12 protein-coding genes are annotated in these 13,669 nt (G+C 38.9%); 4 read left to right on the top strand and 8 right to left on the bottom strand.

Translation table 11 applies throughout. The features are described from left to right. Nucleotides 1-66: 66 nt before the first annotated feature. The 5 genes from ACLD5M_RS04585 to ACLD5M_RS04565 form a co-directional block, all read right to left on the bottom strand. On the bottom strand, nucleotides 67-615 hold the full coding sequence (locus tag ACLD5M_RS04585) for a type IV toxin-antitoxin system AbiEi family antitoxin domain-containing protein (protein WP_004134717.1): 549 nt from the start codon (nucleotides 613-615) through the stop codon (nucleotides 67-69). Between the two features lie 648 nt (nucleotides 616-1,263). Further along, nucleotides 1,264-2,448, bottom strand: coding sequence for a hypothetical protein (locus ACLD5M_RS04580; protein ID WP_004134718.1), 1,185 nt, complete (start codon nucleotides 2,446-2,448; stop codon nucleotides 1,264-1,266). Nucleotides 2,449-2,462: 14 nt separating this feature from the next. Then, on the bottom strand, nucleotides 2,463-4,547 hold the full coding sequence (locus ACLD5M_RS04575) for a hypothetical protein (protein ID WP_410314690.1): 2,085 nt from the start codon (nucleotides 4,545-4,547) through the stop codon (nucleotides 2,463-2,465). Between the two features lie 286 nt (nucleotides 4,548-4,833). Further along, a complete protein-coding gene (locus tag ACLD5M_RS04570; protein WP_116793912.1) occupies nucleotides 4,834-5,400 on the bottom strand; it encodes a LemA family protein in 567 nt (188 codons plus the stop codon). Between the two features lie 57 nt (nucleotides 5,401-5,457). Then, nucleotides 5,458-6,444, bottom strand: coding sequence for a DUF3137 domain-containing protein (locus ACLD5M_RS04565; RefSeq protein ID WP_410314689.1), 987 nt, complete (start codon nucleotides 6,442-6,444; stop codon nucleotides 5,458-5,460). Between the two features lie 588 nt (nucleotides 6,445-7,032). On the opposite strand from ACLD5M_RS04565, the gene ACLD5M_RS04560 reads away from it, so the two are divergent. From ACLD5M_RS04560 to epsC, 4 genes are all read left to right on the top strand, one after another. Further along, nucleotides 7,033-7,305: a type II toxin-antitoxin system Phd/YefM family antitoxin gene (locus tag ACLD5M_RS04560; RefSeq protein ID WP_004136389.1), complete on the top strand. Its 273-nt coding sequence runs from the start codon at nucleotides 7,033-7,035 to the stop codon at nucleotides 7,303-7,305. Further along, the gene (locus ACLD5M_RS04555; protein WP_116793909.1) at nucleotides 7,292-7,618 is read left to right on the top strand and encodes a type II toxin-antitoxin system RelE/ParE family toxin; all 327 of its coding nucleotides are present in this window, start codon (nucleotides 7,292-7,294) and stop codon (nucleotides 7,616-7,618) included. The genes ACLD5M_RS04560 and ACLD5M_RS04555 overlap by 14 nt, the downstream gene beginning before the upstream one ends. 649 nt (nucleotides 7,619-8,267) lie before the next feature. Continuing rightward, nucleotides 8,268-9,200: a cysteine synthase A gene (gene cysK, locus ACLD5M_RS04550; protein WP_116793908.1), complete on the top strand. Its 933-nt coding sequence runs from the start codon at nucleotides 8,268-8,270 to the stop codon at nucleotides 9,198-9,200. Nucleotides 9,201-9,315: 115 nt separating this feature from the next. Beyond that, nucleotides 9,316-10,155, top strand: a complete 840-nt coding sequence (epsC, locus tag ACLD5M_RS04545) for a serine O-acetyltransferase EpsC (RefSeq protein ID WP_116793907.1) — start codon at nucleotides 9,316-9,318, stop codon at nucleotides 10,153-10,155. 4 nt (nucleotides 10,156-10,159) lie between these two features. On the opposite strand, the gene ACLD5M_RS04540 is transcribed toward epsC, so the two are convergent. From ACLD5M_RS04540 to ACLD5M_RS04530, 3 genes are all read right to left on the bottom strand, one after another. Beyond that, nucleotides 10,160-10,585 (bottom strand): GNAT family N-acetyltransferase, encoded by a 426-nt coding sequence (locus ACLD5M_RS04540; RefSeq protein WP_004136380.1) that lies wholly within the window; start codon nucleotides 10,583-10,585, stop codon nucleotides 10,160-10,162. Nucleotides 10,586-10,703: 118 nt separating this feature from the next. Then, on the bottom strand, nucleotides 10,704-11,960 hold the full coding sequence (gene sstT / locus ACLD5M_RS04535; protein ID WP_410314688.1) for a serine/threonine transporter SstT: 1,257 nt from the start codon (nucleotides 11,958-11,960) through the stop codon (nucleotides 10,704-10,706). A gap of 126 nt (nucleotides 11,961-12,086) precedes the next feature. Then, entirely contained in the window at nucleotides 12,087-13,400 is a 1,314-nt protein-coding gene (locus ACLD5M_RS04530; protein WP_410314687.1) for an MFS transporter, read from the bottom strand. Between the last annotated feature and the right edge of the window lie 269 nt (nucleotides 13,401-13,669).

Below are 13,669 nucleotides of genomic sequence, written 5' to 3'. Positions count from 1 at the left end.
ATCTGCGCTATTTTATTCGGCGATGTTTTTGATTCTACCTCTTATTTGCGCATCAGTTAAATTCACTTATAGTAACACCTCAAGATACTTGCGAACAACATTGTTTACTCTAAAAAGTTTCGCATATTCCATCAACAAATTAAGATCTTTGTCTGGTCGAGCAATATAGGATTTCAAGATTGTATTAAATTCCTGAATCTCAATTAAATTTCTGCTTCTAAACGCGTCGCAAACACTTCTTTCAAGATTATACATTGGTACTTTATTGCCAAGATTATCCGTGACTAAAATCTTCCCAACTTCAAGCAATTCCTTTTTTACGCTATAAACTTTTACATTGCACGACGCTTTCAGTCGGTGAGCATTAAAACCACTATAAACAGTAATAGCGTGAGTAATTGGCTCCATATCAACTAATCCATGATAAAAGAAGGCTTCGTCGTGAGAAAAAACAGCGGATGGTGAACGCTTATGAATAAGAAGCAACTCATCTACCCACGAGTCTTTCGACGCGTATATTCCACCGCTTAACTGTTCTAGTTCATTATCTTTAACAAATTTATAAAACTTATATTTTGACAGTCCGCAAGATTTCGCTTCTTTTAAAGTAATCATATTGCTGCTATTAGCATTTAATAATGTAGCGATAACACTCACCGTCCTTTCGTGCATATATTGTAACTTATATTAGCACGATTGGATGAATTATATTAAATTTTAATATAAAGATTACGCTAATAGGATTCTGTGATTACTGCGCAACAATACTTAATGACACATTCACGCTGATTTCACACATTATATCAGCATAAACGTATCAAATACGCAAACAAATTGTAAAGTGCAAATAGCCAAACCACAAAGTAGCCAAACAGAGAAACTAACGCAGTCTACAATCTGCGTCAGTACCCCAAAGTAGCCGATCAATGCAAATTCGCAACGAGTCTCCCTAAATAGCCCAACAGAGAAACTAAGCAGCGCGAGGATCTGCCTGAGCACTGCGATTTAGCGTGCGAAGGCAACTCGGAGCGCCGAGCTTGCTCAGGGTTGAAAGCACAGTGTGCTTTCAACGCAAGCGAGGTCTGCCTTCGTCAGAAAAGACGAAGGCAGAGCAGATTCGCGCTTTTCCTCACGGCTTAGCCGCTCGGCTGATTTGGCATGTGAAGCACACCGTGCTTCACAATTGAGCCAAACATCACAGAACAACACTTAGGCATGTAGCAAAATCACCGCCTGGTGTCGGTGATTTATAAGCCAAAGGCGCTAATATTCAATTTTTATGCCAAACTTTTTTGCTACTTCAAATAATTCAACCTTACCCGTTCTCTCGTCAGGCATAGCGCTGAGCGGTCGATCGATATTATGAATTACTACACGAAATGGCAAAATACGTTTGTTGTTGTCACGCAATAAAACTGCATGTCGAACTGCGGTGTATGGATCAACCATTGTGTTATCATCCTTATTGATGTGTCCAGAGTCCGGAGAATTAAGCGTGTCAATAAATAAATCAAATTTATTCGGGTTGTCTTTTGACGGTAAAACTACTTGCGTAAGATTTAGAAATGCGCCATCCGGTCTTGAGGCATACGCACTGCCAGAAGCACCACCGGACTCTACTGTTACAAACCGAAGACCCTGATTATACATCATATATCTCGCTACGCTCATTAGGCTATCATGATGCGCAGCATCGCGAAATTGCACCTCCTTGCCTTCTTTGTCAACATACGTGAATCGCATAGCAGTAGGCTTCCATATGGTAAACGGCGAAACCTTAAATGTGCCATCACCGTTTGCAATACATACTGGATTGGAACTTTCCTCCTGCCTTTGCAATAGATCAAAATAATCAGCCTGTCCCTTCGTACTATATTTATGGTTTGTGAATATATCATCGTAAATTTTATCGCCATTGCCATCGCCATCTTGTGATCTGATTTCCGACAGCTTTTTGCAATAGAAGTAGTGAAGTTCAGCAAATTTTTGCTCGTCAGCCTCATTATTAATAGCTCTGTTCTTAAAAATTGGCCCAACTTGCTCGCCCGTTTCTTCTGCGGATTCTATCACAGAAGGCATACTGTCATATTCTTCTGGTATATTAAGGTCTCGCTCAAAGCCGTTTTGATCCAACTCATCCTTTTCGGTTTCTGGGTCATATGGACGCAGCCCAAGCCCCTTACCTTCTAAATCTTTGCGCGACCAAGTAGAATAATCGCCACGCGGCTTATTGTCGGCCTTATTTTTGTTGTGATTCTGCATCAGATGGCTAACATTATTTACTACACCACCAACAAACTCACGCGGCCCCTTAAACTTAGTAAATCCAACTATCACCACAACACACACAATGCCAACCATAATTAAGGCATTAATCAATTCCTGCTGCTTTTGCAATTGCTTCTTGTTTTGCGGATTATTATTATTGTCACTTGGTGCATATTCCATCGAAAGCCTCTTTGCTAATTACCAAACGCTGCACGGTCTAATTTTACAAACTCGTCGTAATTAGACATTCCTTTATTGTAATAAATACCTTTATTCGGGTCAGAATACCACTTACGACTAGTCGGCGCTGCCTTTAGCATAAATGCTCGATACCGCGCCACGTCGTCACCGTTTTTTTCTCCGTGAGCAGTAATACCGTTAAGATAAACCGGCAAGCTTCCACTTCCCACGTATTGATCGTAGTGTGGCAACATTCTCACATCACCACGGTGTATAAATGGGCCATATCCCACGCCCTTGATTTCATTGTCAACGAACATGTTGCTGCTTACCATAAGACTAAAGCTGGTGCCAACAATTTTACTAATCCTATAGTCGTCAATACCAAACTTATGCACGACACGCGTTAGCTCATTATCCTTGGCGCGCAACGGGCGGTCGACATTGTGCAAAATAGCGCGGAACGGCAGAATGCCGGTCTCCTTGTTGCTTTGGCGGAGCACTGAGGCGTAAAGCGCGTAATCATTCGTGCCACTAAAGTCCGCCACAGTATAAGTTGAGTCACTTGTCAATACTCGATTGAAATAGATGTCATCCAACACGCCAACAAACACGTCAAACTTATCCTGGTCGTCTTGTGACGGCAAGACGATTTGCACGGCCTCTACATAGCCACGATCATCCAGACGGCAGGTACCCCAAACACCAGCCGGACTTACGGCGACATCGTAAAATCCCTGGTCATATAGCATCCACCGTGCTACGCTCAGCAAACTATCGTAGTGAGCAGATTTATCAAGCTCAATACTGTTGCCGTTTTCGTCTACATACGGCACATTGAGTTCTTCTGCCTTACTTTGGTACATATCGGCATACCCCACAGAACCCGGGTGACGGTCGTTATACGTGGTACTAAAGGAATAACCAATATGCGGCATAAAGCTAACGCGGTCAGTATACATAGCGTTGCGCGTGTTCGTCTTAAGGTCGCCACCAACAACAGACTTCAACCGTTCAAAATACTGCTGCTGCGCGGCAGTTAGTTTAGGTAGTTTGATGTTATTGGGATTACCTTGACGATTTAAATTGTAGTAGGTTTCTATATTGTCATCGTCGGTCGCACTATTAGAAACTTCACCGCGAATCACCTTGCCAATTTGGCCCTTCTTGGCAGCCGAATCGATTTGGTAACGCGCATTATTGAAGTTATAAAATCTATCGTGGTCATTGACTGGAGCACTTGCGTCCATTCCAACATCATTTTGCTTACCAGCAGCAGCAGTATGCCCCGGATCACCAACCAACTCACTGCCCGTCTTGTACCAGTTCTGGTCGTAGATCTGGTCAAGTGGCAAGGCGGAGTAATCAGCTGGTCCGCCGGCGTCGACCGCTTCGGGGCTCGCTTGATGCTTTGGCTCCGTATTCACATCTGTGCTTGAACTCTTATGAGAGTCGGACTGCGAACTGGCAGTAGCAGATTGCTTACCATTATCATGTTTTTTAGGAACACATAAAGCCACTACTACGCACAATAATATTGCTACACAAACTACTGCTGCAATAATTTTGTTTCGTTTAGTTAATAAACTTTTAATATCAATATTCCAAGAATTTGCTTTAGCTGAAGTCGAATCCGACGAATATGAACTGTCCTCGTTCATTGCATTATATGGAGCATACTGTTTTACATAATCGGAAGAATACGAACCCGTGCCATTCGAATTTACAGTATAATTGTCTGGATATTGAGCCGAAAAATTATTGGCATTTTGATCATACTGATTATTCACATATTCTTGATTATTATAATATTGCGAATTTTGATATTGATTAGGATATTGTCCATACCAGTTTTGATTCTGAGCATACTGAGATTGCTGATACTGGTTCTGTTGATACTGCTGATTCTGCAATGGCTGATTCTGCTGACACTGGTCATTGACATTACTACTATTAACGTTATTATTCGCACTATTATTTACAGCAAACGATTTACCTTGATTAGATAAGCCATTATCATTGTGCGAGATTGACTGATTCTGATTACTCGAATCATAGTTACTCTGGTCATTCGAGTCATACTGATTAAACTGTTCCATATATGCCTTTTCTCTAACTCTATACAATCTAGACTACACAAAATCATTAAATAAAAACAGATTTTGACTAAAATTTATTCTGCTAAATTTTAAAGTAAAGAAAGCACTACAAGCAACAACGCAATTCCTTAAAATGTAACGCAAAAGCAGGTCGCATTGCTGAGAAAGTGGCCAATCGCTGCAAATTCGCGGGCGATTGGCTACATTAGATATACCGTCTAGCTAAACATTTTCACTAGCTAAACATTTTCACTAGCTAAACATTTTCACTAGCTAAACATTTTCACTAGCTCAGTATGCTATCAATATTCTTCTTATTGATTAGATCATCTTCGTCAAGAAAAGCCATCTGCTTTATTCCGCTTAAGCTTGCAATAAGCGACACTGGGAAGGTAACGATATTTTGATTAAGAGTACTAATGTTACTATTTACGATTCTTTTTGCTGCCGCAAGCTGCTCATTTTCATCGTTTATTTCCTCTTGCAAATTCAAAAACTGTTCAGAAGACTTTAATTCCGGATAAGCTTCCGCCAAAGCAAAAATCTTCCCTATTGCATGATTCTGATTTTTGATTACCGAACTAGAATCCGCTGATCCCAATCCTTCTCTTAAACTCACTAAATCCACTAAGGTTGTTTTTTCGTACTTTGCAAACGACTGCGCAACTTTAAGCATTTGGCAAATCGTATCGTATCTTTTAGCGAGCGCAATATCAACGTTTTTCCGCGACTCTTCTATAATCACCCTATATTTTCTTAGCCTATTTAACGTGCCAATAAACCAAGCAATAAGCGCTATAAGCACTATTGCAACACAAATTAGCACAGTGTTCTTATCCATAACGTCACTCATAACGTCTCCTTTAGTTCTAGTATTTTCTAATTTTGCAATTCGCTAGTATTGCAATTTCTACTTTTTCAATTTTTCTCTAATTACGCTGATTATTTCGTAATACTCAGCCAAAACATCTCTAAATCTTGCATATTCTCTTGTTAAAGATAGGTTTTCTATTCCAGATTTTCCAGGATTTCCTAATATATACCTACCAGAATCAAAAGCTGCAATAATATGCTCGCTATCTAGATATATGCAAACTCTCATTCTTTTTTGCAAATTATTCAATGCTTCTATAAAACTTGGATTTAACACAAGCTTTGTATAAAAATCGTCTGTAGAAAAGATTGAATACGAGTTGTTAAATTCAATGGATTCTGTTTGGACTTCGCTCTCCTCTTTTGTTTTTCTACCATAGTATCCATTTAATTTTTTCCCCATAAAGTTCTTTCCAGTAACGGGAACGATTCTAATATGACCATTTATATTGGTTTTTGTGTTTATTAATAAGACTTGCCCAACAAAATCCGTTTTTTTAACACTTTTTCCACTTTCACTTCTAGAAAAGTGTATTGCTTGCATATTTGAAAATTCTGTTCTGAATTCATCGCCAAAAATTATGTGTTTACTTGAATAATACTTACTAGATATTGGCAAAAGATTATTAAAAATGCTGCTATCAATTCCTTCAGAATTTTCTAATACCGTTCCTGGCAGAATCGCATTCAAAATCGGCATTAGAACATTATCCGAATATAAAGAATCTACATCAACTTTATTATTTACAAAAAACTTACCTGCAAAGCAAACAACAAAAACACCTACTATTAGCAAATAATATTTGTAACGAGAGTAATCAATATTTGGAAAGTAGTTATACAAAACGCCTAAAACCATTACTACCGGTATGAATGGAATTAAACGAATTGGATCAAAAGAATTATTTTTTATGCCTTCTTTTAACTCATTTAATTTTCCTTGTATTTGGGGAGATTGTTCTATTCGCGCGAGTCTGTTTAAAACTTCTGGATTTGTAAATACGCTACCATATTTTACATTCATGTCATCTCCCTTTTATAAATCACTCGGCATTTTTGACATATTTTGCGAATCACTATGTACAACGTTGTAGGATTTTAATTTACAGTATCGCTGTTTGGGATTGGCTGATTCTGACTACTAGAGTAATAGTTATTTTGATTATTTGAATCATAGTTACTCTGTTCATTCGAGTCATACTGATTAAACTGTTCCATACATGCCTTTTCTCTAACTCTATACAATCTAAATTACACAAAATCATTAAATAAAAACAGATTATGCATAAAATTTATTTTGCTAAATTTTAAAATAAAAAGCACTGCAAGTAACAGCGTAATTCCTTAAAATGTAACGCGAAAGCAAATCGTATTGCTGAAAAGTAGCCAATCAATGCAAATTCGCACTTAATGGCTACTAAAATCATGAAAATCGAAACTATAAAGTCAATAATCTAAAGAAATAATAATATAATATCTTTAGAGTACATTAAACTAATTTAATAATTTATTTATGTACATAGAGCAAAACTAAATAAGCTAATTCAAAAAAATAATAAAATAGCCAAACGCCAAAGTAATAAAATAACAATCATCTCAAAGGACTCACACAATGCCAACTATTAAGTCAAGCACAGATTTACGCAATAACTACAACGAGATATCAACATTCTGCCACGAAACAAAAGAGCCAGTTTTCATTACAAAAAACGGTCGCGGAGACTTAGCAGTAATGAGCATTGACTTATTCAACAAGTTCATGAGCAAATATGAACTATACAGCTTACTTGATCAAAGCGAGTCTGATTTTAACAATAATCGCACATTATCTTTTGAAGAATCAATGCAAAACTTAAGAGAAGAACTCAACAATGGCGCAAAATAACCAAAAATACGCAATAATCGTTTCGCAAAGTTATCACAAAGATTTGCAAAACATAGTTCATTACATTGTGCACAACTTAGACTCGCCAATTACAGCATCCGAATTCCTCGATAATGTAGAATCCACTGTTTCGAGCCTATCAACAATGCCTTATCGATACAGACTGGTGAACGATGATTACTTAAGTAGCAAAAACTTTAGAAGATGTTTCGTTAAAAAATATGTAATCTTCTATAAAATTTGCGAAGAAAATAAAACAGTTATGGTGCATAGAATACTTCATGCTAGACAAAACTGGGTTGACATACTGTAATTAAAGTTGTTGGAATACTAGCCTGTTATTTTGGTATATACCTACTATCGAGATACGCATCTAATAAATACCAGTGAAGATTTTGCCGTTTGCGGCAATTTTCTTCACCGCCTTAAAGTAGCCAATCTCTGCAATTTTGCACCTAATGGCCATTAGTGCCAAGCAGAGACACTCGCGCAGAAAAAGTAGTACAAATCAAAGTTTGACAAACACAAATCCATTCGCTATAGTCTTCACTTATCACCATTTCGACGAGTAAAGGAGTGCACATGTATCATACAAATATGATGACAAATTGTTGTTGTAACGTATGCTGTTGCGCATTTCTTAATCGAAATGATGTTTGCAAACACTAAGTATGCATCATCTAGCCTGTGTTAAAAGCATTTACGTTAAAACACAGCAAATTACGATTCAAGAAACAGCGCGCTGTTTCTTTTTTTTTTATGCCAAAATTCGAATATAAAATCTTAAAAAGATAACAATCTAATACGGATTAGATATTAAACAGATAAATGGCATCTTTAGAAACAACTAATAAAACGGTAGTCGCTTTACTAATAAAAATTGTTTTTAAAAATTAAAAACAAATCAAATTAAACAAAACAAAAAAACAAGTAAAACAAACAAACAAGTAAGGGGAAATATTATGTCTAACATCTACAAGTCCGTGCAAGAACTCGTAGGCCACACTCCACTTCTGGAGCTTACTCACATTGAAAAAGAGTACAATCTAGCAGCAAAAATACTTGTAAAACTCGAATACTTCAACCCAGCAGGCTCCGTAAAAGACCGCATTGCAAAGCAGATGATCGAAGAAGCAGAAAACGCAGGCACGCTTAAACCAGGCTCAGTAATCGTTGAGCCAACCTCTGGAAATACTGGCATCGGTCTTTCAATGATTGCTCAAACAAAAGGATACAAAAGCATTATTGTTATGCCAGAAAGCATGTCTATTGAACGCCGAAAACTTATGAAAGCATACGGCTCCGAACTCGTGCTCACACCTGCTAAAGATGGAATGAAAGGCGCAATTGCCAAAGCAAAGGAAATCGTTGAAAACACTACGAACGCGTGGACTCCAGGACAGTTTACTAATCAAGCAAACGTGCACGCGCACTACAAAACAACCGGTCCAGAAATTTGGCAAGATACTGACGGAAACGTGGATATTCTCATTGCTGGCGTTGGAACAGGTGGCACAATCACCGGTACTGGCACATATTTAAAGGAACAAAATCCGCATCTGGAAGTAATCGCAGTAGAACCATCCGACTCCCCTGTGCTCGCAGGCGGCAAGCCAGGAGCACACAAGATTCAAGGAATCGGCGCAGGATTCGTGCCGGACGTCCTCAACCAGAATATTTATGATCGCATTGTTCACGTAACGAATGAAGACGCAATCGAAAACGGCAAGCTTATAAGCAAAAAAGAAGGTGTGCTCGTAGGTATTTCTTCCGGAGCAGCAGTTTGGACAGCAATTCAAGAAGCAAAAAGAGAAGAAAACGCTGGCAAAACCATTGTTGCAATACTTCCAGATTCCGGAGATCGCTACTTGTCAACGTCTTTGTTTGCAGAATAATGCTATGCAATAATGATAATAATAAATGATGTTTTGAAAGTGCGTTTTTAGTAGATTTACAAGCGCACTTTCGAACACTCGAATAAAACAAGCAAGAGAATAATAGGAGAAATGTATGAATGATCACCTTGACCTTATAAGCAAACTCAACTCAATTCACGATTCAGACATAAGGCAAGCTACATTCATACCTAATTACCGAAATATTATTGCACTCATACATGCGACTCAGGCTCTACTTTTGCCTGAGTTGCATGTGCGCAATTTAAGCAACGATACTACGCAACTCAATACTAGTTTGAATACTGTTACTTCAAACTCTTTGGACACTATAGAACGCATTATATTCCACGAACTTCAATCCTACACAAACGACGCAGTTAAAATTCGAGAAACTTGCAATCAATTTATAAATACTCTTCCTACAATTAAAAAGTTACTTTTAACAGATATTCAAGCCATATATGAAGGCGATCCTGCTTGCACAAGCAAAGTAGAAGTCACACTCGCATACCCTGGTTTTTATGCAATGCTTATTCACCGCACAGCTCACGCACTCTACGAACTTAACGTACCGCTAATTCCTAGACTTATGAGCGAATACGCGCACAGAAAAACTGGAATCGACATTCATCCAGGAGCAAAAATTGGCGCATATTTTTGCATTGATCACGGAACTGGCATTGTAATCGGCGAAACAACTGTAATCGGCGAGCATGTTAAGCTTTACCAAGGCGTAACGCTGGGTGCAAAAAGTTTTGCGCTAGACGAGGATGGGAATCCTGTAAAAGGCGGAAAGCGGCATCCAAATATTGGAAATAATGTTGTAATTTACGCAAACGCAACAATCTTAGGCGGAGAAACCACAATAGGAAGCGGAAGTATAATCGCAGCAAACGCGTGGATAAATCGCAGCATTCCTGCAAACACAACCTACCACTTCCCTAAAGCCTAATACGCTATAATGCTCTGTCTTTTATAAAACCGCAGCACTCGATTTCTGACAACTCAATAAAACCAGCAGATTTATAAAAAGCAATAGTTTTTTCAGTACAATCCGTGGTTAATTGAATTTGACGAACATTAGGATAACAATCCACAATCGCCTTTAACAAAGCAGACCCTATCCCCTGCCTTTGATACTCTGGCAAAACAAGAATATCCTGAATAAGAACAACCGTATATCCATCACCAACAGCTCTAACAATTCCAACCAGCTCGTCATTTTTATACGCAGCTAAAACCTTGAGTGAATTGTTAAAACCATTTTCTAAAGCAACTAAATCATCTGTATACGAAGACCAACCAACAGAATCATATAGTCTTAAAATATCTTTGCTATTATATTTTTCGTACTCTTTTATTTGAACATCTGCTAGATTCATTTACAATAACACCTCGCAAAACATAGCAAAAGTGCGCGATTTAAAACGTAAGAACGTAAGAACGCGCACTAATAATAATACTTAATAACAGATGCAACCGCTACAACAGCTACAACAGCTACTTTTTAAGTTGCACTGGCTCGTGATCCTTGCCCATCTTAAACTTAAGACCTGCACGCTGCCACATGCGATATTCGCCAACTGCCGTAAAGAGAACATCTGTTGAAGAGTTAAGCGCAGTTTCGCACGAATCTTGAATCACGCCAATAATAAGGCCAATAGCAACTACTTGCATAGCAATATCGTTTGAAATACCAAACGACGAGCACGCAAGAGGTATAAGCAAAAGCGAGCCACCAGCCACTCCAGATGCGCCTGCAGCGCTAACTGCAGAGAGCGCAGACAAAATCACAGCTGTTGGAATATCAACGTAAATACCGAGCGTGTGAGCAGCACACAAAGCCATAATCGAAATCGTTATAGCAGCACCACTCATGTTAATGGTTGATCCAAGTGGTATAGAAACCGAGTAATTGTCTTTATTAAAACCGAGTTTTTCACACAAATTCATGTTTACAGGAATATTTGCAGCAGAAGAACGCATAAAGAACGCTGTAACTCCAGAATCGCGCAATGTTCTCAATACAAGAGGATACGGATTCTTTCCAGTAAGCACAAAAACCAAAATAGGATTTACAATCAAAGCAACAACAGCCATAGTGCCTACTAACAAGGCAATAACGGAACCGTATTCACTAAAAATACGAAGACCATTGCTTGCCACTGTTGTATAAACAAGACCCATAATGCCAAAAGGTGCTGCGTTAATAATCCAGTGAACAATTTTTCCAATAGCAGACGAAACGTTGTCAAAGAATGCTTTAGTAGAAGGCTCAGCCAAGCGAAGTGCTACACCAAACGCGATTGCCCAGAATAAAATACCAATAAAGTTTCCCTTAGCAAGAGCATCTACAGGGTTTACAACAATATTTAGCACAAGAGAATTAAGAACTTCGCCGATTCCTTGAGGAGACGGCGAAGACGCTGCTGCAACATGAGCAAAAGTGAAGTCAACAGGGAAAATCATGGCTGCACATACAGCTATAAGGCTTGCAATAAACGTAGAAAGTGCATACAACACGATTACAAGCTTCATGTTTCCAACACTTTTTGCTTTTGCAAGCGCACCAATCACAAGGCAAAATACCAAGATAGGCGCAACGGATTTAAGTGCGCTCACAAACAGCTTTCCCATAAGATCTAGCACATAAACGTGAGCCGGCACAAAAATGCCAAGTGCAGCGCCTAGAAAAAGACCAATAACAATACGCAGAATAAGGTCAATGTTATTCCACTTTTGAATAATCTTGTGCATGAGAGTCTCCTGTAATTTGGTTTGTGCAGAATATTTTATACTCTTTTATTTGTATTCATACTCGCAAGATTTTTTATTTTTATTTTTTACAGATTATACATAAGTGTGCATATATATGCAAATCGTCTAATCTGCGTAGCTCGCGTTTGGCAACTGCGGCAAAACAACAAGCAATCCTGCTGTGAAAATCAGCGCGAGTATAGGCAAAAGCTGCCATTGGAACGTAGACGAGAATGCAAATCCAATCCAAGATCCAGTAGTAGCACCAATCGCAAACGCGAGACGCGCCCAACCAGAAAACTTAGCGAGCGCACTTCCTTTAAACAGAATCTGACGCGCAACAATAATCGGCTCTACTAGTAGCATTCCGCCAATCGCTTCAAGTAAGAATGCGAAGCACATCATTGGCAAAAGATTAATAAACATAAAGCAATAAGCAGCTAAGCTCACAGCAATACCTAAAATCGCAACTTTTCTTAAACCGAGTTTTTGAGACGAATGCGCATACAAAACGGACGCGAGCACGCTTCCTACACCAGTGAAAATATACAATACTGTTAAAGAGTTAGAACCATATTGCTTACCAAGACCGAGAAGAATATAGGAAACAGAGCATGCAGGAATAAAAGCAACCAAAAGAGATCCAGCAAGAAGCATGATTTTACTCTTGATTAATGGATTCGCAGATTGCTTAGCTGCAGATTTATTGGATGTAGATTTGGAATCAACGTCATTTTCTTGCGATACTTGCGATACTTCTCCTTCTTCACTAATCGCTTGCGATTCATTCTCTACATCTTGCGACGCTTCCTCTACTTCGCAAGACGCTTGCGCAATGTCTTGTTTCATAATAAATCGCGTAGCGCAAGCCGCAAAAGAAGTCACGGATGAGAAAACCAAAACCGCAGGAATCGACCAGCTTGCAATCCAAGATCCAAGCGGAGAGCCGAGCAAGGTTCCTGTAACACTCGCCAAAACGCTCACAATGCCACTGTAGTTTACAATCATGCCGTCATCGCCGCCGGCAGCATCAACCTCAAAAACTTCGCTAGCAATATCAATCACTTGACCAGTAATCAACAATGCGCAAGAAAGAGCCACAAGCGACCACTTCCACGCAGAAGAGCCAAACATAAGAAGCGGCAGCAAACTGAGCACGCCTTCTACGCCTTCAGTCATAGCAAGAGCGCGAAAACCGCCAAGCTTATCAACAATCCAACCAGAGCATGGCGAAAGAAAATCGGCAACCGTCATAAAAGTCTTACGAAAACCAATCACCCAAGCCGGCAAGCCCACAATAATAATCGAAGGCAAAACCGAGCCTTCATACGCCTGATTGCCAAGCATAGAAAAACAGAAGCCAACAAGCGCCCAGCGCAATGCTGGACTAATAGATCTCATACGAATAAAAATATTATTCTTGCTAAAAATTGACTTCACAGCAACCAGCTCTCCCCTAAAACTCTTTCAAAATAATGCAAACTCACATGAATACTTACATGCAAACTTACATAACTACTCTCAAATTGCTACCAAACTTAAATAATTCACTACAAACTACACAAATCCAATAGCTTATTTGACAAATTTAATAACACAATACTCTTGTTTAAAAAAAAGCAAAAATTGCATCTAAAACCGTGAGAAACTATCCTAAAACTACTACGAGTTTCTCCAGTAACAATCACAAATAATAGACTTGATAATAC

Source organism: Gardnerella sp. Marseille-Q9185 (assembly GCF_046508745.1).
In the GTDB taxonomy this organism is placed as follows: domain Bacteria; phylum Actinomycetota; class Actinomycetes; order Actinomycetales; family Bifidobacteriaceae; genus Bifidobacterium; species Bifidobacterium greenwoodii.
Note: the sequence above shows the minus strand (reverse complement) of the source record. Positions and strands in the feature narration are given on the sequence as shown.

Coding starts and splice junctions, on each gene's coding strand:
- ACLD5M_RS04585 (WP_004134717.1), bottom strand. CDS start 615: ATGATTACTTTAAAAGAAGCGAAATCTTGCGGACTGTCAAAATATAAG.
- ACLD5M_RS04580 (WP_004134718.1), bottom strand. CDS start 2,448: ATGGAATATGCACCAAGTGACAATAATAATAATCCGCAAAACAAGAAG.
- ACLD5M_RS04575 (WP_410314690.1), bottom strand. CDS start 4,547: ATGGAACAGTTTAATCAGTATGACTCGAATGACCAGAGTAACTATGAT.
- ACLD5M_RS04570 (WP_116793912.1), bottom strand. CDS start 5,400: ATGAGTGACGTTATGGATAAGAACACTGTGCTAATTTGTGTTGCAATA.
- ACLD5M_RS04565 (WP_410314689.1), bottom strand. CDS start 6,444: ATGAATGTAAAATATGGTAGCGTATTTACAAATCCAGAAGTTTTAAAC.
- ACLD5M_RS04560 (WP_004136389.1), top strand. CDS start 7,033: ATGCCAACTATTAAGTCAAGCACAGATTTACGCAATAACTACAACGAG.
- ACLD5M_RS04555 (WP_116793909.1), top strand. CDS start 7,292: ATGGCGCAAAATAACCAAAAATACGCAATAATCGTTTCGCAAAGTTAT.
- cysK (WP_116793908.1), top strand. CDS start 8,268: ATGTCTAACATCTACAAGTCCGTGCAAGAACTCGTAGGCCACACTCCA.
- epsC (WP_116793907.1), top strand. CDS start 9,316: ATGAATGATCACCTTGACCTTATAAGCAAACTCAACTCAATTCACGAT.
- ACLD5M_RS04540 (WP_004136380.1), bottom strand. CDS start 10,585: ATGAATCTAGCAGATGTTCAAATAAAAGAGTACGAAAAATATAATAGC.
- sstT (WP_410314688.1), bottom strand. CDS start 11,960: ATGCACAAGATTATTCAAAAGTGGAATAACATTGACCTTATTCTGCGT.